Origin of the sequence: Haladaptatus pallidirubidus (assembly GCF_020700235.1) — an archaeon.
GTDB classification, from domain to species: domain Archaea; phylum Halobacteriota; class Halobacteria; order Halobacteriales; family Haladaptataceae; genus Haladaptatus; species Haladaptatus pallidirubidus.
Genome location: NZ_CP085302.1, coordinates 304,383 through 330,053 on the forward strand (window position 1 = coordinate 304,383; position 25,671 = coordinate 330,053).

27 protein-coding genes and 4 pseudogenes are annotated in these 25,671 nt (G+C 53.8%); 19 read left to right on the forward strand and 12 right to left on the reverse strand.

Annotation, left to right across the window (positions count from 1 at the left end; genetic code table 11):
* Positions 1 to 55 precede the first annotated feature (55 nt).
* Positions 56 to 388, forward strand: a complete 333-nt coding sequence (locus LIX15_RS22260) for an SHOCT domain-containing protein (RefSeq protein ID WP_227777002.1) — start codon at positions 56 to 58, stop codon at positions 386 to 388.
* A gap of 122 nt (positions 389 to 510) precedes the next feature.
* Here LIX15_RS22260 and LIX15_RS32920 read toward each other — a convergent pair whose 3' ends face one another.
* Positions 511 to 642 (reverse strand): hypothetical protein, encoded by a 132-nt coding sequence (locus LIX15_RS32920; protein ID WP_265338428.1) that lies wholly within the window; start codon positions 640 to 642, stop codon positions 511 to 513.
* Positions 643 to 805: 163 nt separating this feature from the next.
* On the opposite strand from LIX15_RS32920, the gene LIX15_RS22265 reads away from it, so the two are divergent.
* The 3 genes from LIX15_RS22265 (at position 806) to LIX15_RS22275 (ending at position 2,446) form a co-directional block, all read left to right on the forward strand.
* Entirely contained in the window at positions 806 to 1,003 is a 198-nt protein-coding gene (locus LIX15_RS22265; RefSeq protein WP_227777003.1) for a heavy-metal-associated domain-containing protein, read from the forward strand.
* A 76-nt stretch (positions 1,004 to 1,079) separates the two neighbouring features.
* Entirely contained in the window at positions 1,080 to 1,679 is a 600-nt protein-coding gene (locus LIX15_RS22270) for an AsnC family transcriptional regulator (RefSeq protein ID WP_227777004.1), read from the forward strand.
* 413 nt (positions 1,680 to 2,092) lie between these two features.
* Complete coding sequence (locus LIX15_RS22275) at positions 2,093 to 2,446, forward strand: four-helix bundle copper-binding protein (protein ID WP_227777530.1); 354 nt, start codon at positions 2,093 to 2,095, stop codon at positions 2,444 to 2,446.
* A gap of 68 nt (positions 2,447 to 2,514) precedes the next feature.
* Here the strand turns inward: LIX15_RS22275 and LIX15_RS22280 are convergent, their stop codons facing one another.
* Both LIX15_RS22280 and LIX15_RS22285 read right to left on the reverse strand, forming a co-directional pair.
* Positions 2,515 to 3,075 carry a DoxX family protein gene (locus LIX15_RS22280; protein ID WP_227777005.1) on the reverse strand — a complete coding sequence of 187 codons (561 nt, stop codon included), beginning with the start codon at positions 3,073 to 3,075 and terminating at the stop codon, positions 2,515 to 2,517.
* A gap of 133 nt (positions 3,076 to 3,208) precedes the next feature.
* A complete protein-coding gene (locus LIX15_RS22285) occupies positions 3,209 to 4,612 on the reverse strand; it encodes a permease (RefSeq protein ID WP_227777006.1) in 1,404 nt (467 codons plus the stop codon).
* Between the two features lie 328 nt (positions 4,613 to 4,940).
* Here LIX15_RS22285 and LIX15_RS22290 point away from each other — a divergent pair, with 328 nt between their 5' ends.
* Complete coding sequence (locus tag LIX15_RS22290; protein WP_227777007.1) at positions 4,941 to 5,216, forward strand: hypothetical protein; 276 nt, start codon at positions 4,941 to 4,943, stop codon at positions 5,214 to 5,216.
* 150 nt (positions 5,217 to 5,366) lie between these two features.
* Positions 5,367 to 6,134 (forward strand): DUF8832 domain-containing protein, encoded by a 768-nt coding sequence (locus LIX15_RS22295; protein ID WP_227777008.1) that lies wholly within the window; start codon positions 5,367 to 5,369, stop codon positions 6,132 to 6,134.
* Positions 6,135 to 6,668: 534 nt separating this feature from the next.
* Here the strand turns inward: LIX15_RS22295 and LIX15_RS22300 are convergent.
* Together LIX15_RS22300 and LIX15_RS22305 are read right to left on the reverse strand one after the other, a co-directional pair.
* A pseudogene (locus LIX15_RS22300) lies at positions 6,669 to 6,893 on the reverse strand (transposase); the annotation flags it as partial.
* 48 nt (positions 6,894 to 6,941) lie between these two features.
* On the reverse strand, positions 6,942 to 8,204 hold the full coding sequence (locus LIX15_RS22305; protein WP_227777009.1) for a hypothetical protein: 1,263 nt from the start codon (positions 8,202 to 8,204) through the stop codon (positions 6,942 to 6,944).
* A gap of 197 nt (positions 8,205 to 8,401) precedes the next feature.
* On the opposite strand from LIX15_RS22305, the gene LIX15_RS22310 reads away from it, so the two are divergent.
* Positions 8,402 to 9,013 carry a TetR/AcrR family transcriptional regulator gene (locus tag LIX15_RS22310; RefSeq protein ID WP_227777010.1) on the forward strand — a complete coding sequence of 204 codons (612 nt, stop codon included), beginning with the start codon at positions 8,402 to 8,404 and terminating at the stop codon, positions 9,011 to 9,013.
* 24 nt (positions 9,014 to 9,037) lie between these two features.
* Here the strand turns inward: LIX15_RS22310 and LIX15_RS22315 are convergent.
* Positions 9,038 to 9,216, reverse strand: a pseudogene (locus tag LIX15_RS22315) (transposase); the annotation flags it as partial.
* Between the two features lie 20 nt (positions 9,217 to 9,236).
* Here LIX15_RS22315 and LIX15_RS22320 point away from each other — a divergent pair.
* The 8 genes and pseudogenes from LIX15_RS22320 (at position 9,237) to LIX15_RS22350 (ending at position 15,466) form a co-directional block, all read left to right on the forward strand.
* Positions 9,237 to 9,491 (forward strand): amino acid kinase family protein, encoded by a 255-nt coding sequence (locus tag LIX15_RS22320; protein ID WP_227777011.1) that lies wholly within the window; start codon positions 9,237 to 9,239, stop codon positions 9,489 to 9,491.
* 35 nt (positions 9,492 to 9,526) lie between these two features.
* A complete protein-coding gene (locus tag LIX15_RS22325; RefSeq protein ID WP_227777012.1) occupies positions 9,527 to 9,766 on the forward strand; it encodes a hypothetical protein in 240 nt (79 codons plus the stop codon).
* A 206-nt stretch (positions 9,767 to 9,972) separates the two neighbouring features.
* Positions 9,973 to 10,586 (forward strand): annotated as a pseudogene (locus LIX15_RS32925) (CNNM domain-containing protein).
* Positions 10,583 to 11,188, forward strand: a complete 606-nt coding sequence (locus tag LIX15_RS32930; protein WP_265338429.1) for a transporter associated domain-containing protein — start codon at positions 10,583 to 10,585, stop codon at positions 11,186 to 11,188. The pseudogene LIX15_RS32925 and the gene LIX15_RS32930 overlap by 4 nt, the downstream one beginning before the upstream one ends.
* A 248-nt stretch (positions 11,189 to 11,436) precedes the next feature.
* The gene (locus LIX15_RS22335; RefSeq protein WP_227777531.1) at positions 11,437 to 13,245 is read left to right on the forward strand and encodes an SLC13 family permease; all 1,809 of its coding nucleotides are present in this window, start codon (positions 11,437 to 11,439) and stop codon (positions 13,243 to 13,245) included.
* A gap of 158 nt (positions 13,246 to 13,403) precedes the next feature.
* A pseudogene (locus tag LIX15_RS22340) lies at positions 13,404 to 14,414 on the forward strand (APC family permease); the annotation flags it as partial.
* A 212-nt stretch (positions 14,415 to 14,626) separates the two neighbouring features.
* A complete protein-coding gene (locus tag LIX15_RS22345) occupies positions 14,627 to 15,100 on the forward strand; it encodes a DUF7992 family protein (RefSeq protein WP_227777013.1) in 474 nt (157 codons plus the stop codon).
* A 249-nt stretch (positions 15,101 to 15,349) separates the two neighbouring features.
* Positions 15,350 to 15,466 (forward strand): universal stress protein, encoded by a 117-nt coding sequence (locus tag LIX15_RS22350; RefSeq protein ID WP_227777014.1) that lies wholly within the window; start codon positions 15,350 to 15,352, stop codon positions 15,464 to 15,466.
* 170 nt (positions 15,467 to 15,636) lie between these two features.
* Here LIX15_RS22350 and LIX15_RS22355 read toward each other — a convergent pair whose 3' ends face one another.
* The 4 genes from LIX15_RS22355 to LIX15_RS22370 form a co-directional block, all read right to left on the reverse strand.
* Positions 15,637 to 15,963: a hypothetical protein gene (locus LIX15_RS22355; protein WP_227777015.1), complete on the reverse strand. Its 327-nt coding sequence runs from the start codon at positions 15,961 to 15,963 to the stop codon at positions 15,637 to 15,639.
* A gap of 118 nt (positions 15,964 to 16,081) precedes the next feature.
* Positions 16,082 to 18,358, reverse strand: coding sequence for an ATP-binding cassette domain-containing protein (locus LIX15_RS22360; protein WP_227777016.1), 2,277 nt, complete (start codon positions 18,356 to 18,358; stop codon positions 16,082 to 16,084).
* 462 nt (positions 18,359 to 18,820) lie between these two features.
* A complete protein-coding gene (locus LIX15_RS22365) occupies positions 18,821 to 19,546 on the reverse strand; it encodes an FkbM family methyltransferase (protein WP_227777017.1) in 726 nt (241 codons plus the stop codon).
* Positions 19,547 to 20,065: 519 nt separating this feature from the next.
* A complete protein-coding gene (locus tag LIX15_RS22370) occupies positions 20,066 to 20,284 on the reverse strand; it encodes a hypothetical protein (RefSeq protein WP_227777018.1) in 219 nt (72 codons plus the stop codon).
* Positions 20,285 to 20,527: 243 nt separating this feature from the next.
* Between LIX15_RS22370 and LIX15_RS22375 the strand changes: the two genes are divergently transcribed.
* Together LIX15_RS22375 and LIX15_RS22380 are read left to right on the forward strand one after the other, a co-directional pair.
* A complete protein-coding gene (locus LIX15_RS22375) occupies positions 20,528 to 20,854 on the forward strand; it encodes a cytochrome P450 family protein (protein ID WP_227777019.1) in 327 nt (108 codons plus the stop codon).
* 162 nt (positions 20,855 to 21,016) lie between these two features.
* A complete protein-coding gene (locus LIX15_RS22380; protein WP_227777020.1) occupies positions 21,017 to 21,253 on the forward strand; it encodes a hypothetical protein in 237 nt (78 codons plus the stop codon).
* 474 nt (positions 21,254 to 21,727) lie between these two features.
* Here the strand turns inward: LIX15_RS22380 and LIX15_RS22385 are convergent, their stop codons facing one another.
* Complete coding sequence (locus LIX15_RS22385; protein WP_227777021.1) at positions 21,728 to 22,093, reverse strand: HalOD1 output domain-containing protein; 366 nt, start codon at positions 22,091 to 22,093, stop codon at positions 21,728 to 21,730.
* A gap of 511 nt (positions 22,094 to 22,604) precedes the next feature.
* On the opposite strand from LIX15_RS22385, the gene LIX15_RS22390 reads away from it, so the two are divergent.
* Positions 22,605 to 22,862: a hypothetical protein gene (locus LIX15_RS22390; RefSeq protein ID WP_227777022.1), complete on the forward strand. Its 258-nt coding sequence runs from the start codon at positions 22,605 to 22,607 to the stop codon at positions 22,860 to 22,862.
* Positions 22,863 to 22,907: 45 nt separating this feature from the next.
* Here LIX15_RS22390 and LIX15_RS22395 read toward each other — a convergent pair whose 3' ends face one another.
* Entirely contained in the window at positions 22,908 to 24,341 is a 1,434-nt protein-coding gene (locus LIX15_RS22395) for a C69 family dipeptidase (RefSeq protein ID WP_227777023.1), read from the reverse strand.
* Between the two features lie 309 nt (positions 24,342 to 24,650).
* Between LIX15_RS22395 and LIX15_RS22400 the strand changes: the two genes are divergently transcribed.
* Complete coding sequence (locus LIX15_RS22400) at positions 24,651 to 25,652, forward strand: Cdc6/Cdc18 family protein (protein ID WP_227777024.1); 1,002 nt, start codon at positions 24,651 to 24,653, stop codon at positions 25,650 to 25,652.
* The last annotated feature ends 19 nt before the right edge of the window (positions 25,653 to 25,671 follow it).

A 25,671-nucleotide genomic window follows, 5' to 3' on the forward strand; every position in this document is an offset into this window, starting at 1 on the left:
GAGCGATTGCAGAACAGTCGATACCTCTTTTTGACTCTGAATGCTAGTGTTCCATATGACCGCGGCACACCAGAACAACTCGTGGTTTCGACTGATCGTCGTCATACTGGCTGTCATCTTGTTCGCGCCGATGCTGATGATGGTGTTCGCGTTCCCGATGATGGGTGGCTGGATGATGGGGCCGGGATACGGCGGTCAAGCGCCAGTCTGGGGCTGGGTGATGATGCTTGTCTCGCTATTGGTCGTGCTTGCACTCGGGTACGTCCTCTACCGCGCGCTCGCTGGCGGTGATGCAGCGCTCGAAGAACTGCGACTCGCCTACGCCCGCGGCGACATCTCCGAAGAAGAGTTCGATACGCGCCGGGAACGTCTCCGACGCGAACAATAGCGGCGACGACTCGCATCGTCCAGTTATTCGGCGACCAAGAGGTGCGTCAGGACGACGATCAACAGCGTCTGGTTAGCTTTGTCGAATAAACCGTAACTCTGGAAGTGTGGCATGCCGCTTGCCTACCAGCGGACAAGTTGCGCCGTGACGTACAGAATGTCGCCCATGTAGAGAAGTCGTCGGTTCACGTCGAGGAAGAGCAAGACGACTGAGCCGGTGGAGGGCGAGGAGTTCGCGTGGACAACAATCCTCACACACGGTCACAGATGATTGTAATCGGAATAAAGCATTTCGGGTTTTCTTTCTGGCTGAAAAGGCCTTCGAATCGCTTAGTTTTGAAACCTCGAATTTATCGACCGATGATGCACGGATTCGAAGCCGAAACGAGAAAAAGACGTTCGCCCGTATTATCGCGGTATGACGACCGAGCTTACCGTCGAAGGGATGAGCTGTAGCGGATGCGAACAGACAGTCGAATCGACACTCGAAGAATTAGACGACGTTGAGAACGCCGCCGCAGATAACGAGTCCAACCAGGTCAGGGTTAGCGGAAACGCAGACACAGATACCATTGCACAAGCCATCGAGAACGCAGGGTATACCGTGAAACGCTAACCATGAAATATCACACTGTTCCAAAGAAGCGACAAGCAATTGTACGAATTACCCCGAACCTCTCCCGATCTCATTAATGACCGAATTGGACTCCACCGATATTGAAATCCTGCAATTGTTGCTTGAAGACGCCCGTCGCCCGTATCGGGAGATTGCCGGCGTCGTCGGTCTGTCACCCCCGTCGGTGTCTAACCGGGTCGAACGACTCCAAGACCTCGGTATCGTTCGACGATTTACCGTCGAGATGGATCAAACTCAGCTTTCGAGAGCCGACGAACTGCTGCTGGTTCTCGACGTTCAAGCCAGTAAGGCAGAGAATATCCGGTCACAGTTGGTATCCATCGAAGGTGTCGAACACGTGTTTCAGACGGTCGAATCGCGTATCATAGCTAAAGTGATTCTCGACACGTCGGAAGTTCACGAGTTGTTCACCGACATCTTAGACGAGGCGGCAGTCGAGGACTACGAGGTCGAATCGGTGCTACACTCGTCGTGGCAACCAGCGCTCCGGAGCGGCGACGTTGGCATCCAATGTTCAATCTGTGGAAACCAGGTCAGTGGCGACGGTGAGACGGTCGAAGTCGATTCCGGCGACACGTATCATGTCTGTTGCTCGTCTTGTGCAGAAGAGATCGTTGAACAGTACGAATCACTGCAGGAAGCTGCCGACGAGTAATAGCTTCACGCTTTTTGTCTCCTCATCAGTTCGTGTATCTGCGATACGCCTCATAGGGGCGAGGATTTTGAGCGGAAACGCGAGGACGCCGAAGAGAGTCAGTTCATGCTTCGAAGTGGACACACCGCGGTATAAACGATGGAAATCAACGTCGCCGTTAACAAACCACCGAATATCTGTCCGCGGATTTCGGTTTGTAAACCTCCGGTCGGACTGCTTACTCCATGAAGGATGAAAATTCTCCACCGAGGCGAGTTTCGTTCCACGGTTTACGATCAATCTCGAGATTTGGCGCTCGTCGGTTGCGAATACGGCATCTCCACGAACCCGTCGACGGTCTGGATTACAGTCGCTGTTCCTTTACAATCGAAGCCACAATCCCGGAAAAGCAGCACCCCATAGTAATGGATGCAATGTCGCTTTCAGACACCGTCTCCGAAATCGATCATCTGAGCGAAGAACAGCGCGACTGCATCGAAATCTGTACCGAGGCCGCCGAAACCTGCGAGTGGTGTGCCGACGCGTGTGCCGACCACGGCGAAGACATGGCCGAGTGCATCCGCCTCTGCCGTGACGTCGCGGACGTCGCGTCGCTGCACGCACGGTTCATGGCCCGCGATTCGGACTACAGCAACCAGCTGGGTGAGCTGTGTGCCGATGTCTGTGAGGCGTGTGCCGACGAATGCGAGCAACACGACCACGACCACTGCCAACTCTGTGCGGACGTTCTCAGCGAGTGCGCCGAGAGCTGCCGCAGCATGCATTAATCACGCGGAGCCAGCCGAGCGACGAACGTCCGAATTCGAACACCGTTTTTTCGCGTCAAATATGAGATTCAGCCGAGAACGTATTCCAACTGAGGGTATCGGTCGAGCAAGGCTTGTCCATCAATTTCGTACTGTTCAACGATGGCGTCGAGACCGAGAATACGACCAGCACCGAACGCAGCGACCGAGAGGAACACCAGCAGGTACATGAAATCAGCGTTGATAAACCCGTGTTCGAGGTCCCAGTTGCCGAAATAGAACATGAGCATCAGGAAGGCACCGAAGAACGCCGCGAGACGGGTCAGAAGTCCGACCATCAAGCCGAGGCCGATAGCCAGTTCTCCCCACGGAACAGCGACGTTCACAAAATCGACGAACCACGGCGTCTTCCCCATCCACAGGAACAGCCCTGCAAGGGGGTTCCCGTTCGTCGCGGCGACGTTTACGAGGTAGCTCTGTGCGTCGAATCCGGCAAAAATCTTCTCAATGCCCGTGTAGAAGAACGCGAAGCCGATGACGAGGCGAAGTGCGAGAACGAACCACGCACTCAGCGAGTGGGCACGTCCTTCGACAGTAACGCCAGCAATCGTAGACCGGAACTCGTTGTACCGTGGTTGCGTATCAACCATTGCCAATACCTCTGGAGTACAGTAGTCTTGCAAGGAGTGTATAACTACCGTCGCACAGGGTGAACCGCCCCGAGGTCACGACCCGAGGCATTTGGCCTGCTCCGCCTGTAGAGATACAACCGGGATGTACCGTTCAATGATGTTCGTGGCTTTGAGAAGATCCCGCGCCAGAATTCTGTGGCTGTAGATGCGAGAACTCGGCTGGGTTGCGCTCAAACGACTGCTTACATCGATTCGAGCAGAAGTAGTACGTTTCCCCATCGTGGGTAACACTCGGGCCGCTATCATCGATCCGCATCCCGCAGACTGGGTCCCGGTATTGGCCGGGTGCGCCGAGCCCCCGGCGGTAGACGTAGAAGAGGAACCCCGAGAGCGCGAACGCGACGACATTGAGATAGAACGTGTAGTTGAGTTCGAAATATGTCTGTTCGGTGGCCGTCTCCCCGCCAGCGAGGTTCGGTACGATACCCAGGGCAGTGAACAACTCCTCCATGAGAAACCCGGTGAACGCCATCGTGACGAAGAACACGCCGAGGATGTACAGCATTACCTTCCAGCCGTAATACTTGCGGTAAACGTTCAGCACTGGAATCGTGATGAGGTCGGCGTAGACGAACGCGATGACGCCCGCGAAGCTGATGCCGCCACCCCAGAGTGCGACCGCAAACGGAACGTTGCCGATGCTGCCGACGAAGCTGATGACGGCGATCGTCACACCCATGATTGCATTTTCGGCGCTCACGAGCAGGTTATCCCCCTGTAGAAAGAGACTGTTCCAAACCCACTGCGGGACGAAAACGATGACGAAGCCGGAGATGAGGAAACCTGCGACGACGTCTTTCCATATCATCGACCACTCCTTGCGGTACTGATTCCCGAGTTTGTACCAGCCACCCCACGTCAACAGTTCCTCGCGCCAACCGCCACTACTGGCGGCCTCTTGTTGGTAGGTCTCCAGACAGCCAGCCGAACAGAATTTCAGCGTTTCACCGCCGTTGGTAACGAGTGAGTATTCGTCTTTTCCCTCCATTCCGCACGTCGGGTCCTCGGTGATACCGTGGTCGTGGTCGCGTTGATTCAGTTCCTCCCGAACGTCCTCGAAGAGGTTCTCCGGGAGCGTCAGGTGAACGATGAGAGCCATCACCGCGATAAGAATGAGTCCTCCGAGGAGTTCCGCCAAGAGAAACTCCCAACCGAGAAGGATCAAGATCATCAAGCCGAGTTCGATGATGAGGTTCGTCGATGCAAACATGAACGCGAGAACGTTGACCACGTGTGCCCCCTTCTTGAACAGTCCCTTCGCGATAGCGACGGCACCGAAGCTACAACCGCTACTGGCGGCACCGAAGACGGTTGCCTTCGCGAGTCCGGCGAGATCATCGTCGCCGAGTAGGCGTGCCATCCGCTCTTTCGAGACGTAGACCTGCACAAGACTCGTAATCATCAGCCCCATGGTGATCGCCCATGCAGCGGTCCAGAGGAAACCAATCCCGATTCGTAGCGATTCGAGGATTCCGTTGACGACAGTAGTCTCCATACATGGAGTATCACTGGCTTCGTTCTTCCTGGTTTCTCTTAAAAGTGTGATGTAAAAGGCAATCCACATAGCTGCTTTGTAAGATAATATCTAGCAAGACTGTCGATGCTGCGAGTGTTCGGCCAGAACATTTCCTCGCGAGTGACTGAACCCATTACTCTACTCGATGCAACCATATTCATCTAGAAACATTTGTACTGGACTATTACTTAGACCCGTTACTGCCTTTCATTTGGCTTCGAAGGGAGCAATGCCGAATCGGTGTTACGACGTGTGACTTCGAATATAAGCAAAAATGCAATTGAACTAGCTTGACGTATCTTCACCCATGAGCACCACGACTTCCAACCGCGGAGAGTATGAAATGGAAACCGCTCACGAAACGATAGAACTTGATGCGCTGGCACACAGTGGCGCCGCAGCAGTCGTTTCTGCCGTCGTCATGTTCCTTCCCGGTGTATTCGGAGCGGTCAGCGTCTACGAGGGAGTGGTCGAGATGATGGAGCAGTGGCACCTCTTCTTTGAACCAACCGTCGTCGGGACGGTGGCGGGCATGATTGAAGCAGCTATCATTAGCTTCGTCTTCATTTACGCCTTTGCATAGCTGTACAACATGCTTGTTCGGTAAGATGAAACATGGATCACGTTCCAGATACATCACCGACATAGCGGAATCGACATCGACGCGACTCCAGGAGGAGGGACGAGTAGACTCGAAGAAACCGGTAAACCAGTGGCAATCGAAGGGTGGGCCATGGAAGACCACACTAATCACGACGATACCGATTCTCCACGAGGCTACGGGTCAGGTGGACACGCTACGTTGGGGGGGTTATCAGTACACGCGGATGGATTTCGATTTGTACCGGTGACCACGCGCTTCAGTCCTGGTGAACCGTCAGACTGGAAGTTCCACATCGTCGCTCCAGATGGGACGATCAGAACCGAGTTCGATGAAGCACATGGGCAGCGGGGTCATCTGATCGTTGTCCGTCGAGACCTGACTCGATTCCAGCATCTCCATCCGACGCTCGAAAACGATGGAACGTGGCGTGTCGAAGCGTTCACTCTCCCTGACCCTGGCATCTACCGTGCATTTCTCGATCTGATGATCGACGGTCGACCGATAACACTTGGATTCGATATCTTCGCTCCAGGACCACTAGAAGTCGCGGCGCGCCCGGAAACCGCGCGCCACGCAACGACCGCTGAATACCATGTCGAACTCTCGTCTGACGAGGTTTCAGCTGGTGAAACTACAGAGCTAACATTCGAAATACGCCGTAATGGCGACCACGTTTCACGGCTGGATTCGTATTTAGGTGCACTCGGCCATCTCGTCGCCCTTCGAGAAGGTGACCTCGCCTATCTGCATGTCCACCCCGAAGAGACAAGTCCAGACAGCGGCCGTGTCAAATTTGGTGCTAAATTCCCGACTCCTGGGAGGTACCGCCTGTTCCTTCAATCAAAACCCGAGGGAACCCTCATTATAACCCAACATGATGTCCGTATCGATAACTGACAGCGATCATTCTGTTACGACTTCTAGATCAGAAGATTCGTCGTCAGATGGAGATGGAAGTTCGGCTCCGATTCAGGGTTCGGGCGATTACGAGTCGAGTGCAGACGACGAGCAAAGCTGCTGTTTGGTTTCATTCTTTTTTCAGCGGATTTGGAGAGTAGTGTTCGCGCATCGTTTCGTGGGATACCCCCGTCTCCTGTGCACTTCCGCTTAGGGCTAAATGGGGAAGTGATCCACACACCACCACGTCCAGTGTAAAACCTCACTTGAAGGCCTATAAACGTTGAATTCGACTGTTTTGAAAAACATACATTGTATGTTGCTATATTAAATTCTTGGTTTCGAAGATGAGACTACGCAGGCAATAGCAACCCCAGAATGCACGATTTGGGACAATCCATCCCTCTACAAGCGTCTCAAACTGAACCACAGACGCCGTCTCTAGTCATATTTCTAATGATTGGACGAATTAACGATGATTCGAACCAGAGCTGCCGCTGCTCACCCAGCGTTCATTGCCTTGAAACAGGGTTCCTAGCCGATTCCAGTCCGCTTTAGCAGCGTGAGCACCGTATTCGCCGTCACAACAGGTGACCGCTTGTACTCGCTAGTCAACTCGACCTGGACGAGTAAATCGACTGCACGACAGATCGAGTACAAGCGGCATGCGAATGCGAAGTAGTAGAATCGTAAAACGAAGTTCTTCGAGGTTGTGGCGGCCATGAGCCGCTTGATCGCTTTGTAGCCACTTTCGTATTGTGTTCATCATATCTAAATCCGCGCCACCATTCATTTCTAAGCTCGATGTCATTCCAGCTTACGCACCCTGTTACCAGTAGCGATCAACAGTCCAATGGCGACCAGTGCAAAAATCACGTTACCAATCCACGCAAGCGTATCCTGTGGTCGAATAAGGGACGTCAGTACAAAACCAGCGAAGATATAAGTCGGCAGTGTCCCCGCCACTAGCGCGAACTCGTGGCGGACGCTCCACTCTCGCCGCCTTGAGAGACGGAAAAGGACCAGTGCTCCCGCGAGGAGAAATACAGCACCGAATAGCACTCCGGCCCAGCTCTCCGGTCGCAGGAAGAACGCGTTTATCCAAACGAACGTGCCCGTGCCCAAGATCCATGGCTTCGGCACCCATCCATCGGCATCCTTCGGGCGTTTCTCGAAAAAGAACGCGGTGACGATAAGCGCGAGCGCCACAGTTCCAGCGCCGATCATCTGTGCGGGTGTTGCCAGGAATTCCTCAGTAACCTGTAGGTCTTGGAAAATGATCCAACAACCCAGGAGATATAAGAGGCCAGTTAGAGCCAGGCCGACGTTGCCTAGCCACGGCGTCGTCCTTCTTCTCGGTGTCAACATCTCTACAATAGCTATCGGGATACTGATACTCCAGATCGCATGGCCGACGATAAAGGCCATCGCGTTGTAGGCACTGATGCCGAGACTCGGGATGGGCGTGACACCCAATGATGGTACGTCAGTAAAAGTTTGATTGAAGAGCGACTGGTCAACCAGGCCTGCCTCGATCACGCCGTACGCTACGCCCAGCAGCACTATCGTCGGCCATCCGCGACTGGTTCGGCGCGTTACCTCCCGGATCAATAGCGCACCGCCGCCATAGAGGGGCACCAGAAATGGGAGGGCAACGAGTATGCCGAGTGGGATGTTGCCGAGCAGATACTCCCCGACCCACGGCGCGAGAACGAGCAAACCGAGAACTGGTGCGATGCGTTTCGTGCTCTGCCGGAGCGCCTTATATATGAACAATGGTCGTATTTTTCCTGCACCAGTGCGTTTCGCCCGATGAATCGCTTGGAGGTTCTTGATCGCCGAAGTGACGAGTAGCCCCCCAAGTACTATTCGGACGAGTACTACTATCCAAGCGACGGTCAGTGCTGCTGGTACCCCGATTTTTTCGAGCGTTTCTATTCCACGCTGACTCGGACCGAATGGCGGAGTGAATACCCCCCAGACTGCGAGGAGAAGAAATCCTCCAATCAGGAACTTGATGAGGCCGTTGATAACCTGTTTTCCCCATGCCGATTGATTTCTGCACTCCATCTGGAGGTGATTCAGTCATACATTACCCAGATTGTGTTTTGGCATGTAGTTTTCCATTTGGAAAACACCGTTCATGGCGGCATATTCAACTAGAATCTATTATATACTGGATGAAAATTAGCCAATATATTCGCTTCCGAGGAAACACGAACTACTCAATAGGAATCGACTCTTAGGTAGGAACAATCGGATACACGATGACAGCCCACCCTCCTGAATCGATTCCAGAAGAAACCTACGTAGACCTCGTTCAGGCGACGCTTGCTGCGTTAGCGAAGAAGGGATATGCGAATCTCCGAGTCCGTGACATCGACGCCGAATCGAACAAGAGTCGGCAACTCATCAATCACTATTTCAGCGGTAAGGATGAGCTGGTTACGGAGACGCTATCAGTTCTTATCGAAGCCGTCAAAGAAGAGTTGGACAGTACCAGCAACGGCGACCCAACAAAAAAACTGAACGAGGAAATCGACCGTGCATTACTCGGGACTGGAGAGGAGGATGAAGAGTTTTGGACCACCACAGCTGCGCTCTACGAACTACAGTCGCAAGCGCAGCACAACCCGCACCACCGAGAGATGTTCAACGAGTTCCTTGACTTGCAGGTTAATCACTTCAGTACGATAATACAAGAAGGGATCGACCAGGGAGTGTTCAATGAAGTTGACTCGTATCGGATGGCGAACGCAATAGATGACCTCATCGTCGGTGCGACAGTCAAAAAAATCCATCTCGGTCGGGACGATGCTCCTCTCGAAACACGAGAGATGATTGACGAACTCGTTATGTCGGAACTGAATCCGAAATAGTGGACGTCGTACACTGAAACACCTGCCGGTGAAGGGGTCGTCTTCAGTGATGTCGATCGCGACGATCCCTGCTCTGTCTCCGCAACTTCGTTCAGCAGCCTGTCGATAGTATGTCGATACATATCACGGATCTCCATGATAGTAAGGTTACGAATCTGGTCACGATGAGCGTGGCCTAACGGCGTCCGGTCTCGAGTCGACTGTTTAGTGCTGATTCGAACACTTGCCGAACGCAGAACCGTTCGACGAACTGACTCCGAGTCAATTGGTCTTCCTCATTCTCGATATCGACATGACCGTTGGAAGCAGTGTACCGATCGGCCTCCACGCTGCGAAGATGCTTCAACGGGCGCAATGCAGAACGATCGTTCTCAATGGAGGCGACCCCGAGTATATTCTTACTGCAGTCCGAACTGATGAGTTTGATGGGACGAAAATCATCCCGGATCAAGAGAACGATCCCCCACCATGGACATGAAGGGAAGTTATTCCAGTGGAGCACCAACTACAAGCATGTCCCACTATGAAGCGTCTTTCGAGATAGACTCGAAGACCGATTCGTACGCCGCTCGACGCATTCTGGAGCGGGTATATGATACGATTCGAGAAGAATCGCAGAATGTTCGAGAAAGGACGGACGACGCCGATGAACTCATGCGAGAGTTCCAGGTGCTTCGAGACGCAGCGAAGCGGCCCACGCCAGGACGGCTGACCATCACCTACGAACAATACGACGGCGAATTCGAGGACTGAGATCGCGAACTGCCTGCGGCAATCGGTCCGTCTCACTGTTGGATGCCTGCGTGTAGACATGTCGTGCTGACAGGACGAACACGGCCGATGCTCATCCGCTGCCTTTACTGGATGTCCACCTCCTACAAGTGTCCACACGTCCGTAATTGACTATGGTAGATCTGATTTCCCTGGGCGGACTGCTTCTCGCCTTCTTCCTCGTCGTCATGAACGGGGTCTTCGTAGCTGCGGAGTTCGCGTTCGTCAAAGTCCGGCCCACGCAGGTGAACGCGCTCGTCGAACGCGGCAAACCGGGGGCAGCACTCGTGCAGACGTCATCCAGAATCTGGATGACTATCTGGCTGTCAGTCAACTCGGCATCACGCTCTCCTCGCTTGGTCTCGGCTGGATCGGCGAGCCGGCCGTGGCAGCACTCATCGACCCCGTTCTCGGCCAAGTGCTTCCTGTGGGAGCGGTCCACCTCGTCGCGTTTGTCATTGGATTCGGCTTCATCACGTTCCTCCACGTGTTGTTCGGCGAACTCGCGCCGAAGACGTTCGCCATTCAGGAGGCCACGCGTGTCGCGCTCCTCCTCTCCCTGCTCATGAAGTTCTTCTACTACGTGTTCGTGCCCAGCATTATCGTCTTCAACGGAACAGCCAACTACTTCACCCGCCTCGCCGATGTCTCGCCGGCATCCGAAAGCGAGGAAACACACACCGAAGAGGAGATTCGAATGATCCTTACACGGTCTGAGGAGGCAGGACACATCGACGTCGACGAGATCGAGATAATAGAAAGAGTCTTCGAACGCGGGATACGATCGCTCGCGAGGTCATGATTCCGCGCCCGGACGTCGAGACCGTACCCGCCTCGATGTCGCTCCCGGACCTCCGGTCGGTTGCCGCGACGGGAATCTACACGCGCTATCTCGTGCTCGACGAGGAGGACCAGTCGCTCGGGTTCGTTCACGCGAAGGACATCCTGCGAGCGAGTGAAACCGAGACCGACTCGGACGATCCGATCACCGCGCGTGACCTCGCCCGAGCAGTCCTTACGGTCCCGGAAACGCGTCAGATCGACGCGATTCTCGCCGATTTTCAGACGCGTGGGGAAGGTCAAATGGCCGTCGTCGTCGACGAGTGGGGCGTCTTCGAGGGCATTGTGACCATCGAGGATATCCTCGAAGAGATCGTGGGCGATATCCAAGATGAATTCGATACCGCTGCGCAGGAGCCGTCCATCGAGAAGCGAGACGACGGAGCGTACGTCGTCGATGGAAGGGTCCCTATTCAGGACGTGAACGATCGGCTCGACACTTGGTTCGAGAGCGATGACGTCGAGACGATGGGTGGACTAGTCTTTAGTCGCCTCGGCAGAGTTCCTTCAATGGGCGATCAGATTGATGCGAACGGGTACGTCCTTCAGGTCGAGGCTGTCTGATGACACCCGAATCGAACAGCTCGTGATTCGAGCGGCACAGGCAGTACGGGAGACGGACGACGAGTAGGGAAAACCACCCACACCCTCCCAGCAGTCTCCGGCTCCCGCGAAACGGACATCTGAAAGAGATGCAGGTGTCTGTGTGGAAAACCAGTCCTTTTCCCTCCGGGGCACCTCCGTTCGGTATGAAGTTCTTTTCAGCATCTCTGTTCGTTCAGGGCTTAGCTTCCACGCCCGTAACGGCCGAGATGCTCGTCGTCTTCGCCCTCATTATCCTCGCGCTCGTGCTCTTTGCGACTGAACGGTTTCCAATCGACGTCACCGCCATCTTGGTGATGGTTCTGTTGATGGTGCTCGAACCGTGGACGCAGATCTCGCCTCGGGAGGGCATCTCCGGGTTCGCGAACCCGGCAACGATCACGGTCCTGGCGATGCTCATTCTGAGTACGGGTATCAACCGAACTGGCCTCGTCCAGTTGATCGGCCGGAAGATGGCTGCCTTCGCCGGGACCGACCGACGCAAGCAACTCGCCGCGACGGTCGGGGTCACTGGCCCAGTCTCGGGATTCATCAATAACACGCCGGTCGTCGCGATTCTGGTTCCCGTAATCGCCGATCTCGCACACGAAGGGAAAACGTCGCCGTCGAAGCTACTGATGCCGCTATCGTTCGCATCGATGCTCGGGGGGACGCTCACACTCATCGGGACATCGACGAACATCCTCGCGAGTGATATCGCGGCCCAGCTCGGTGCGGAGTCGCCCGGGCTCGGATTACATGCATTTGGAATGTTCGAGTTCACCAAACTCGGTGTCATCGTCTTCGCCGTCGGTGCCCTCTATCTCATGACGATCGGCGTTCGACTCCTTCCCAAACGGATTCCGGCTGACGAGGACCTCGTCGAGGAGTACGCTCTCCAGGAGTACCTCGCTGACGTCGTCGTCCCGGCGAACTCACCACTGATCGGCCAGACTGTCCGGGAGGCGCTCGGCGACGACGACCTGGATATCGACGTGTTACAGCTGATTCGCTACGGCGAGCAGTTCGACGAACCGCTCGCTCGAAAAGAGATCCACGAAAACGATACGCTCCGACTCAGGACGAACCGAGAGACACTCGAGTACATCATAGATGCGGAAGGGCTCACACTATCAGGCGGTCCGCGAACCGAGGACGACCTGCATCCGGAGGAGGAAGAACCTGTGCTCGTCGAAGTCGTCATCCCGTCGGGATCGTTTCTCGTTGGCGAAACGCTGGCGAGTTCATCGTTTCGACAGCGCTACGACGCGAACGTTCTGGCCTTTCGCACCCGTGGAGACATCGTCCGGGATCGGTTCGAGGACATCCGTATTCGCGTCGGCGACACGTTCTTGGTTCAGGCACCGCCTGATAGCCTTACGCGACTCGTCGAGAACGAGGATTTCATTGTCGCCCACGAGTTCGACGAGGTGACCTACCGAACCGAAAAGATCCCGTTCGCGGTTGGAATCATTGCCAGCGTGGTCGCACTGCCGGCACTGAACATTCTCCCGATCGTCGTCTCAGCACTTGCCGGCGTCGTGGCAATGATCTTCACCGGCGTCCTCAAGCCGACAGAACTCTATTCATCCGTCGAATGGAACGTGATCTTCCTCCTCGCCGGCGTCATCCCGCTTGGTATCGCCCTGCAACAGACGGGGGCTGCGGCGCTGCTCGGCGATGCCGTTGCTTCCACGGGGGAGTTCTTGCCCGTAATCGGTGTCCTGTGGGTCTTCTACCTCGCGACCGGGCTGTTGACGAGCGTCATCAGCAACAACGCGAGTGTCGTGTTAATGATTCCGGTGGCTGCCAACACCGCCCAGTCGATCGGGGCGAACGCGTTCGCGTTCGTCCTGGCGGTCACATTCGCAGCCTCGACGGCGTTCATGACGCCGGTGGGATACCAGACAAATCTCTTCGTCTACGGGCCCGGTGGGTACACGTTTTCTGACTTCCTTCGGGTCGGCGCGCCGTTGCAGTTCCTCCTGTCGATCGTCACTGTCCTCGGGATCGCGTTCTTCTGGGGCGTCCGTGTATGAGCTGGGTCCCCGGTTCGAAGACCACTCCCGAGCGCCTAACAGCGAAGCTGCCGTGAACGGCCGGAGGCTTTCGGGGCAGTCTCACTTCTCGTCTCTCGTCCGTACGGAACCGTCGATCCAGCCTGCGGTTTTATCCGACGACTGTGACAACTGTTCCTATGGCCGATCAGTCAGTCGACGCCGAACCCGCTGGCCGGAACATCGCTGGTGAGGCTCCCGTCGAAGAGCCGGAAGCTGTCACCGACGACACGACGGTCCACGACGACGTCGAGCTCGAACGGACCATTGGGCTGGTCGGCGGATTAGCGATCGGGATCGGTACCATGATCGGTGCGGGTATCTTCGTCTTCCCGGGGCTGGCGGCCGCCAACGCCGGTCTCGCAGCCACCCTCTCGTTCGCGATAGGCGGGTTGATCGCGTTGCTCGTGGCGCTACCGACCTCGGAACTCGCCACGGCGATGCCCCGGAGCGGTGGCGGCTACTACTTCGTCTCGCGGGGGATGGGGTCAGCCTACGGTGCGATCGTCGGGCTGGGGTTGTGGCTAAGCCTGATGTTCGCCGCCGCGTTCTATCTCGTCGGGCTCGGTCACTACGCGAGCGCCGTATTCGCCGAACTCGGTGTCGGACTCCCGTTCAGTCCCGTCATCGGGATTGGACTGCTGTTCGGGGCAGCTCTGACGGCGGTGAGCATCGGCGGCACGGAGAACACCTCGAAGATTCAGAACGTGGTGGTTGGAATCCTCCTCGTGGTGCTCACGGGCTTTCTTTCGTACGATGCTCTCGACGCTATGGGCGTGTTCGGAGGTGGAACCGTTCCGGAGCAGTTCTTTTCCAGAGGATACTTTCCGGTGTTGACGACCGCGGTGCTCGTGTTCACGTCGTATTTGGGGTTCGCCCAGGTCGTGACCGTCGCGGGCGAGATCAAACAGCCGGGTCGATACCTCCCGCTGGCGATGGTCGGCTCGGTCCTGATCGTCACCGTCTTCTACGTCGTGACGATCTTTGTCGCGACCAGCGCGTTCGGTGCCGACCGGCTCGGGCAGTTCGGGGAGACGGCAATGGTCGAGGTCGCCTGTGACTTGCTCGGCTTGCCTGGCGCGGTCGCGATCTTGGGTGCTGGGCTGTTGACGACGTTCTCAAGCGCAAACGCGTCGATTCTCAACGGCAGCACTAGGACAGTGAGACGCCACCCTCAACCTCATCCATTCTCTTGGCGAACAGGCGTACGGCGTCAGGACCGAAGCGCTGTGACGGAGTGTACAACGATGTGAGAGTCGCCCCGTCACGTGACAGGAACTTCCGGGAGTTCGACACCAGCGCAGACGCGGGGAATCAGGGAATCGTTACCCGACATTATTGTTCTGCTGGTGGAACGGTTCGTATGGCACTTGATGTAGAGGTACCGGAACCACCAGACCTCTCGAACCGAGGGATGCCGCGCGAGTTCGAGTTGCAGGAGGAGACGCTCGGATCAGAGGACTTCTACCGCGAGGATCTCGAAGACCTGCTCCAGGAGGGCGCATGGAAGGAAGGGTTCAACGAATGGGCCGAATACACGGACCTCGACGAAGGGCAGGTTCGGATCGTCAGCGATCTCGGGCTGTTTCAGGCGTTCGACTTCTACTGGGACCCGACCGAAGACCGGCTTCGCTTCGACGCTCCGACGATACCGGATGACTGGTGGGAGCGGGACACGACCGAGCCGCTCGATTCGAGCACGGTTTCGATGATCAACGCCGCGTTACAGGATCTCGGTCGAGCCGTATACGAGACGCTGGAGGACTACCTCGAGCGGAACGAGGAAGCCTCCGATTTTGGTTGGGGGAAAGACACGTACAGCAAACGAGGCGAGTGACCTCCCACGTGATTAATTGATGCCGCTAATTGAAGATGCCACTAGAGGAGCCCATGTACGACGATATTCTATCCCGACGGACGGAAGTATCGAGACCGATTAGGGCATCGACATCGCCGAGATGTACAATGCAACGGTTCACGCCTTCTACGTCGTGGACACGAACACCTACACCTACGAGGACGTTCTGCGGAGCATCGTCGGACTACTCAAGAGAGCGGGAACACCGCCCTAGACGAGATTGCAGAGATGGCCCGAGAACTCCTCGACTACGTTGACGAGAACGACGTGGACCTCGTCACGCTGGGCGCACATGGTCGCACGAGCGAGGTCCATCTCGGGAGTACCACTGAACGCGTGATTTGAACGTCTAGGAAACCAACGCTCTCGATCTGATGAGGGGGCCCGCGTACTGTTGTGAACGATCTGCTACATAGAACATCTCAATACACCGCTCCAAATTTCGCTGTCAGATTTCAGTTCCTTGTTTCACCAAATCACATCGGTCGCGTCACCTTGCATTTCTAAGCTCGATGTCATTCCAGCTTACGCACCCTGTTACCAGTAGCGATCAACAGTCCAATGGCGACCAGTGCAAAAATCACGTTGCCAATCCACGCAAGCGTATCCTGTGGTCGAATAAGGGACGTCAGTACAAAACCAGCGAAGATATAAGTCGGCAGTGTCCCCGCCTCCCCACCATGCAAAGGCTCACCGAACCCGAGCAATTCGACTGCGTCACCGAGTTCCGCGATGGTCTCGTCTATCGCTGCATCAAGGCTCGCGGATGAATCGAGGTCGAACGGGATTGACTCACCGGTTATCCATTCATCAATACTTATGTTGGAAGTGTTGTCGGACATGTGAACTTGATATGAGGTATCGTCTGTGTCTATATTTCGGACGAGTGATTATCTTAGTCTGTGGCGGATGGCACACTTACTGTGGCTTTCAGCATCGTGAGGGGTGATCCGGCCTGTATTACTGCACTGTTTTTCGTAGATACTCTGCTGTGAATGAGTGTTCTTCGTCGAGGAGTTGTTCTGGAGTTCCTTCGAAGACGACCTTCCCTCCACGTTTACCACCGTCCGGACCGATATCGATCACCCAATCGGCGTTCTTCACGATATCTAGGTTGTGTTCGATCACGATGACAGTATTTCCTTCATCCACTAATCGATTCAAAACTGAGAGTATTTGCTCTAAATCAGCCATATGGAGTCCAGTCGTTGGTTCGTCCAGTACGTAGACGCTCCCTGTCTTGTGCAATTCATTCGAGAGCTTGATGCGTTGGCATTCACCTCCCGACAACGTTGGAAGCGATCTCCCTAACGTGAGATAGCCTAAGCCGACATCGTTGAGCGCTTCGAGAATTCCCCGAATCGCCGTGTTCTCGAAGAATTCCAGCGCTTCGCTCACTGTCATTTCAAGGACATCGGCGATGGATTGGCCGCGTACGGTGTATTGAAACACCTCGTCTTTGTACCGCCGCCCTTCACATGCTTCACAGGTCGATTCGACGGTATCCATGAGGGCTAAGTCGGTCTCGACGACCCCCAGCCCATCACATTCGGGACATGCCCCGTCCGAATTGAAACTGAAGAGGGACTCGTCTGCCCCAGTCGCCGCCGCGAAGTGTTCTCGAATCTTATCCATCATTCCAGTATATGTCGCGACCACCGACCGCGTAGTGGTGCTAACCGCCTTTTGGTCCACACTGACGGCGTCTGGATGCTCCTCTAAGAAGAGGTCGAGAAGGGTGCTTTTCCCCGCCCCAGCTACCCCAGTGACAGCGGTGAGAACACCTTCTGGGACGTCGACCGAAATATCACGCAGATTATGCCGTGACGCATTGGATATCGTCAGTTGCCCAGTTGGTTCGCGGAACACCGATTTGACCGGCATCCGCTGATTCAGATGCCGTCCTGTGAGGGTATCTGCTTCGTAGAGACCATCCACATCACCTTGGTAGACGATCTCCCCACCGTTCTCACCGGCCTCAGGACCAATATCGACGATATGATCGGCGATATCGATGACATCAGGGTCGTGTTCGACGACCAGAACCGTGTTACCGTCCTCTCGTAGCTCTTTAAGCAACTCGTTGATTCCGTGAACGTCGCGAGGATGGAGCCCAATCGTCGGCTCGTCGAAAATATAGGTCAAGTCGGTGAGACTACTATTGAGGAACTTCACCATCTTGACCCGCTGGGATTCGCCACCAGAGAGTGTCCGAGTTTCCCGGTCAAGCGTGATATATTCAAGACTGACCGTTTGGAGATGCTGGAGCCTGTCCAATATCTCGGTTACTACCTTTTCGGATCCAGGTTCTTCGATCTTGGAGACGACGCCCATGAGTTCCTCAACGTCCATCGCGGCGAGTTCAGCGATATTGTATCCGTTAATCTCGCTGCTGCGAGCTCTTTCATTGAGGCGGGTTCCGTTGCACGCAGGGCAGACACCTTCTGATGTGACCTGCTCAATTGCTTCATGGGTCTGTTCGCTCAGTGAACTTGTGTCCCGATTGATGTAGCGACGGACAAACGTGTCGATTAGCCCCTCGTAACTGACGTCGACGGTCTCTCCGTTTGCAGTGGACTCAAACGTCGTCTCGCCGTGCAGAAGCAGTTCCAACTCATCATCGAAGTAGTTGGCTACTAGCTTGTCGCCGTCGAAGAGGCCCGCATCGACGTACCGCTGCCATTGTTGGCTCAGCAGGGAGAACTGGATGGCTCCTTCATTGAGGGACTTCGATGTGTCGAGGAACTTCTCAAGATCGGGAGTCACCGTTTTTCCGAGCCCGTCACATTCCGGACACATGCCTGTGGAGACGTTATATGCTCTTGGAACGTTAAATGAAAAGGCATAGGTGGGTCCGATATCAGGCTCGCCGAATCGTGAATAGAGGACCCTGAGGAGATCGAAAATATCGGTGAAGGTCCCGACTGTAGACCGCGAGTTCGCCTGAATTGGTTTCTGCTCGACGACAACGGCTGTGGAGAGGTTCTCGATCGAATCTGCATCCGGATAGCCGTACTTCGCCAGACCGTACTGGGTGAACGTAGAGAACAGTTCGTTGAGTTGGCGCTGTGACTCCGCAGCGATTGTATCGAATACGAGCGAGGACTTGCCTGCTCCAGAGACGCCTGTGAAGACCGTGATCTCCTTTTTCGGTATCTTGAGTGACACGTCTCGAAGATTGTTCTCCCGAATCCGTGTCAACTCGATATAATCAGTTCGAGTGTTGTTTCGCTCCATACCCACCTCTTCAACCCCGATACAATTAATGTTTACTATCGATCATGTTACGGGATTACCATGGTACCGTAATACCATGATAGACGGCAGCTACAAACTCTCTAAGCGTCGAATACCGAGTTCCAAAATAATGGTAATAAATCAGATAGGTAGTGGTTCGAAGAACGTCGCTTAGTACTCTATGCATTGAGGGCCACAGTCTCAAGTTTTAAGCAACACTCGGAAGTTCCAGAGGTTCAGAGTATGGATTCCTACAAATCATCCTGATTCTGCACGATGACGGGGTACCCCACAAATTCCGTCGTTAGTCCAACCTTGAGACGAACGGCGTTTCGGACTCAAAGGAGCTCGTTGCCAACTAGTGATTCGTCAGAGATGATAGATAGAAACGAAGTAGATATCACAACTGCATGAACGCCCGCTCTCATCCTACTGATGGCTTTCCTTGGTAATTATTGCATCCTATAGTGACCCAGTCTGACCCGACTTCTTGGCCTTGAGGAAGTTATCTCGGAGGTATTCCAACTCATCGAACCCATAACTTCTTAGAAGCTCCTCAACTTCCTGCTTACTACTTCCAAGACGTTCTAATGGTCGGTCATGGGTTACGATATATGCCAACCGCGTCGACGGCGACGAGAAGGTCGTCGAGGCGCCACGGAGTAGGTTGATTTCCTCGCCCACGATGTCCGACATGATCACCGTCGGCGATGGGACACCATCATCCGAGACGATCCCATCGAGCGTTCGAACGGGCGTTTCCGTCCCCCGCCCTGAATGGCGAACTTCGCCCATCCCACTAGGTGTGTCGTGTCGAGTATCGAACGCTATTGTCCCATCCGAATTTGAGATGGCGCAATCCATAATGATGGCGTCGATCCCATTCAACTCAAGGTTCGTCTTTAGGCTCTCCCGTGTCTGGGAATGGGGCTCAAAACAGACGATGCCGATCCTAGGGTACTTTCGACCGATTACACAGCTAGTGATGCCAATGTGAGCTCCAATATCGAAAAAGACCTCGTCCTCGTGCATTTCGGAAAACATATCCTCAAACATTTGATCATGTCCTTCGGCACCGTCGGGAAGGAATCGGTGTTCTCTCGCTGATGCCACACGGAACTGCACGTCGACCCCGCAGATCGTAGCGTGGATGGGGTCTTTGAACGAACGCTCTTCATCTCGGTCCATGATCGTGATGAGACGATACTAGAGGGTTCACGATATACCAATAAGGTTTCGCCACCATCTACGCAATAACTTCGCAGATCTATTAATCGGCTGGTTGGAGAGGTGTGGATATAAAATAAAACCACGCAACAATTCCATCCTCCGAGGTTGTGAGAAGGTGAGACTGCACAGCCAGTATAGAGGCCCCAAAATACACGATTTCGACTGAACCATGTAGTGAGATCGTCACCCGTTCCACAGAAGACCGGCAGGAACACCTCGATCACACGAACGTGGCTACATTCAAAGACTCATCACGAGAGTGAGAAGTCACACCTGTTGTGACCGGACACCAGAGCGAAACCACGAGGGAGCTGTAACATACCGTTACACTACTGAATAAAAAGGGCCTTTTTCCTGAGTTGTGACTCAAGTACGAAACGTTGGAGACGTGAGGAAGCGCCCTAAGACGCGGCCAGGGGCGGTCTACACGTCACGTCCCGTTCAACATATCATCGTTGTTCTGTTTTCTTCTCGTTCTCACACCCCGCTCCCGTCACGTCCGGTCACAACGGGTGTGACGCCACCCATGACCACGCTACCCTCGAAAAGATCGAACTTGTGATACCGCATTTCAGTCAGCCCTTTCGCTGTGTCCATGTCCATCGCCACGATCTCGACTTTCTCTTGTTTCTGACTCACGCGGCGCTCTTTGACCGTTATGTCCGAGCCACCGAGTTCGACGAGCGCGTCCCACACGCGAGTGATTGTCGTCCCGTGCGGTTTCTCGCCATCAATGGCGGTGATCGCTTCCTTCAGATCCGCCCGCGTCCAGAAGACGCCTGAGCCGTTTTTCCGCCGCGTGGCGAATTCGTCTCATCGCCGAACGGCTGTCACCGCACGCCATGAGTTCTTTTTGTTCTTCTCGTCTACGAGCCGCTTTTTCACTTGGTACGGCGAACAGTTTGCGTACAGGACCAGTGAGGACGTGGCTGGATCTATGTGGCTCATCCGGACTACTTTACACAGGCACTTGTGACCGAAATCAATGCCTTTGAAAAAAGCGATGATTTTCAGACTGCATTCGGGAATGGGATAATTGCGACGGAAGGTGACCAGTGGCGTCGGCAGCGGGACGTCCTTCAACCGTTTTTCACCCGAAAGCAGGTCGCAGAATACAGTGACCAGATGGTCGAAGCGACACAGCGACGCGTCGATACATGGTTGGATAGAGAGATTCTCGACATTGAAGACTCAAGTTTATCGCAGGTGCGTTCAGTTTCACTTCCGCTCTGGTTGGCTGAAGACTTTATCTACCGTTCTCCATGAATAGAATGCAGTCAGCGTTCCCAGCAGGCGATGTGGGTTCTTGTGCTCAACCCATCCTCCCATACCGTCTGCTCTTCCCCCTTGTCACAATGAGCTAGGTAGTGTCACAAGTAGACTCTGTCCGAGGGTTTACCTGTGAAGTGGTTGAATTTGAGAGTACGAATGGTTCCAAATGGGAAATCACCACTCTCCCCACTTGCGCAAGATGCGCTCGACGCGCTCGCAAGGAGACTCCCAGATGAGAGAGAACTCACCTACGAGCATGCCTATACGATTTTGAACGAAGAAGAGGATCTGGGACAACCTGCTGCCGAGGATATCATCGAACAACTCTACATGAAGGGCCATGTTTACGAAGTCGAAGGCAAACTCCGACTCACTGATTACGGATCTGAATAGCAAGGGCGGTCTCTAAGCAGTACTTTACGCCGGTTTATTTCTTCCCATAAGATCCAAATTCATCGAGAACATATTATTGTATGATTTAGGATGATGGAATCACTTCGCAACCAACTGCAAACTCTCCATGAGAGGGCACCAGCCCAGTATGGGCTTTTGAAATCGCACGCACAAGAGGTCGAACAGGTGCTTGCAACGAGTTCACACAATTACCCGACTGTGAAGCAATTGCTCGCAACCACCAAGACAGCAGAGATCACACCCCAGATGCTCGGAATCTTCTCTCACTTTGTGTTCAGCTTGGTATCCTTTCCACCTACAGCGAACGGAACAATAGCAACCGATATGATCTCACGCAGTACGATCATGGGCGAATGCACGAACTGACGCGGGTTCTCGCCCAGGATCCCTTCTCGTGATTTGTTTATCGATGCTTTCAGGATTGTGGGGAGAATCCAATACGTAATCTTCTGACTACTGTGGTGCATCGAGCGATTCGTGGATGAGTATGGTGTAGTCGCTCCGAACGGTTACAAGATAGTCCTTGATTGTGAATCGCACCTCAACGTCACTCTTTTTCGACGCGCTTGCTCCGATGATGTCTTCGAGCGCATCTGGGTTCACGTATTCGTACAGCGAGAGTGTTGTCTGGCCAGTCGCCGGCTCTATCACATCCATGAGTACATCGATAACGCTTGTAACAAACTCCAAGTTCGATGCTTCGAGGTTGATCGTCGCAGAGGCGACCAGTGCGTATTGAGGGGGTGAACGGGGGCCAGACTGTTCGGTCGTGGAGCCAAACCAGCTCGTTGTTTGCGTCGTCATTGATTCACTTGCCATACTTTCTGTTAGTTCTCCAGATAGTTGAGTAACCGCCGATTACTGTCATATTTTGCTACTTGCGAGAAAAAACCAACAATAATACCAGACCCTCATAAGTTAATTAATATATTTAATAAATATGTAATATATATGATCTATATCTAACAAAATTATTTTATTCTCGATAACGTTGGTGAAAATACGCTCTCACAACGGCCAGTACGACGCCATACTCTGACGCCATTACCTGACACTATCGCTGTGGCTGGTTGTGAGAGCTGACATTCCCTCCCTAACCTCCTTTCCCACGAGTTGAGTACATTTTGTTGTTCAGTGCCTTGTCTGTCGAGAGCCAGCAATTGAGTTAGTTCCAAACCCTCTATTTTCCCCTTTATTTTCAAATGACTAGGTTGCATTCCGCGTAACGGCGACGACGAATGACAATAGCTGTGACGGCTTGCTGAGTGACTCTCACTCATCGTATTGCCGCTTGTCAAACTCATGGAGAGTGGATTCCATTGACTCGTAATTGTCTGCCGTCGATGAGCCCGCGTCGTGGCCCGACACGCCATTCGCATTCGAGGAATTCGTGGACCGCGAGGAGCGACGACAGATGCGACTCGCAGGCGAACTTCACGAATCAAACGACTCCGAAGAGGAACGACTGTCGGACGAAGATATGTTGATGCTCACCGCGCTCCACGAACGAGGGGAACCGCCGGTGGTAACGTTGGCACGTAAGTGGTACTGTCTGGGTCCGAGTCGTCCCATATTCTCATTTCAATGAGTCACACCTGGAATGAGTTACCAATGAGTGGTTTCAGATGATTATTTATCTGAGCATCTGTAGTAGTCGATCTATCTCACCACGAACTTCTGAGACACAGGCTTCAGTGAACGATGCCAGTACTTCACTTCCCGCTTCATTTTGTCCATTGTCATAGAATTCACGAGCTTTCTCCTCTCTGTCAACAGCTTGATGGCGGAACTTTGATTCTAACTTGTCAAAACGACTGCGGACGATTCCGCGGTTCGTTTCAAAGTCCCGGCCGTATTCGTCTCCCTTCATGGCCATTAGTAGTTGTTTGAACTCCCACCAATACGACTCTTCTTTGGCCTCATCTTTGCTAACCTTGGTTGGATGCGCTACCTGGCGGGTTGCCGTTCCAGCGTTCGAAACTACTGACGGGACGGTTCCACTCTCGACGTAAAATGGGATATAGACACCAATGCAGGGGGGTCCAGGTGTCCACCACAGTTTCGCAAATTTTTCATCGGTTGGTGGCAACTCAAAAACAGCTGAGCTGACGCTATCTCCCCACGTAAATTCTGCCGGAGATGCGTGCATACAAATTGTCAGAAAATCTGGCAGTGTCGCGTTGAATTTCGGTCCATCGAGAAATGTTTCTTCGTAATGATCTCTAAGAATTTGTTGCATTAATTCGATATTGAACTCATTGTCGTCGGTGAGGGTATCTAGCAACTGCTGAGAACGTTTATACCTGATACGAGAGACTTGCAGAGCGGTCTCATGGTCGGTGTATGCGTCGGCGAAATCAAATGGTTCACGTCCTTCTGGCCACCAATCCTGTGCGATTGCGTTCGCGATCAAATCGTCCGATCCTCTCGTCCAGGAATGTCGAATCGACAGTTCGTTCGATATCGAATCCGATCCAGTCGAAATTCGTTTTGCTGCCCATCGCCGGCCAGCCGTTTCGAGAATCCATGCCTCATTCGGGTCAGCGATGAGATACGAATTGTCGTATGTACCGTCCTCAAGACCCTCTCCCGCGACCGCTGAACCGAACTGCCCGTATTCTTCGAGGAGATTGCTGATAACATCGACTGCTCCCTCGGCCGTTGTCGCTCGCTCCAGACCAAGGCGTACATACTCCATTCCTAAAATCCCCTTTTTCGGAGGTTCACCGTGATCCGCAGCGTCGAGTGCCGCCTTCCAAGGCTTCGTAAAGACAGCTTCATTTCCGATGACAACATGATGCTCATTGATTCCTAATTCATAGCCCCAGCACCAGTATGGAGCACTTCCAAGTGTCGCATACGTTTCTGATGGCTGTGAGAGGATACAGTTTGTGAGCTGTAACGTCGCATCTGAAGGTGGACTCTTCGCATCTCCGTAGACAATCGGCTGACACTCGAACGCAGGTCGATCGCTGTTTTTTCCAAAAATCAGGTTTCCGGAGCTTGTTACGTCGGATAGTGCGACTGCGTTATCACAGCTCAGTGGTCTCTTTATGGATTGAGTCATCGATGCAGCGTAGACTACTGGAAAGGCAGTATAAATTCTTGTTCTATGAGCACTTTTCACACAGTTCATTGATTCGACTGATTTCATCATAGTGAAAATCGCGTCTTTGGCCAAACACAATTCTACAGGCAGGCCGAGTGCCTCGGGGTCAAGCCCTGAGGTTTCCCGTTTCCACGATGCGCTTTGCAGATTCCGAGTGGGTATCCGTAGGGAGCGCAATTTCCACAGGCGTTGATTTGAGTCATATGTATCGGAAGAATCGGAAATTGCCCACTTCCGTTTATTATATCGGGCAGAATAGACACGAGCATGATTCACGATGCTCGTGTCCTGCAGCCACAATTCATTCCTGACGAAGTTGAGCATCGAAACCCGGAGGTCAACGCGCTCTCAAACACACTGAAACCCATCATGGACGGGCAGACCGGAGAAACCTCACTCTTGCTTGGGCCATCCGGCGTGGGGAAAACCTGTATCGCCAACTACACCGTCGAACGCCTGCGCGAGAACGTCCTTGACATCAACACCCAATACGTCAACTGCTGGCAAGATCACACCCGATTCCAAGTGCTTTACCGCATTCTCGAAGGTATCAGCAAGACCGTCGATATCCATCGCCGTTCCACGCCCAAAGACGAACTGCTCGATCGCCTTCAGGGGTACGACGGCCCACAATTCGTCGTCATTCTTGACGAAGTCGACCAACTCGAAGACAAGAGTGTGCTATATGACCTCTATCGGATGCGGAACATCTCGATGATTCTCATCGCCAATCGCGAAAAAGAACTATTCAGCCAGCTCGATGGGCGCTTGACCAGTCGTTTACAGACATGCGTCAGGATTCCGTTCGAGAAGTATCACCTCGACGAACTCGTTGCGATCCTCCACACTCGCGCTCGATGGGGACTTTCGGAAAATGCTATTGGAAACGAGAAATTGGCCCTGATCGCTGACGCCGCAGCGGGGGACGCACGGGTCGCTATCGGCATTCTCAGAAATGCCGCACGTCGTGCCGACCAGGCAAGTACCGATCAAATCACGACCGACATTGTGCGGGAAGCAGTCCCTGATGGTCGTCACGAAGTGCGCCAGAAAACCATCGATCAACTCAACACCCATCAGCGTGCCCTCTACGAGATTTTAGATGAAAAGGGTGAACTCAACCCTGGGGAACTCTACGAACTCTATCAGGAGCGCGTCGACGACCCGAAAACGAATCGAACCGTCAGAAACCATCTGCAGAAAATGGAACACTACCGACTCGTCATCGCCGAGGGAAAGAATCGCGCCCGTACCTACCGACTCCGTTGATTGTTTCTTTCGGAAGGAT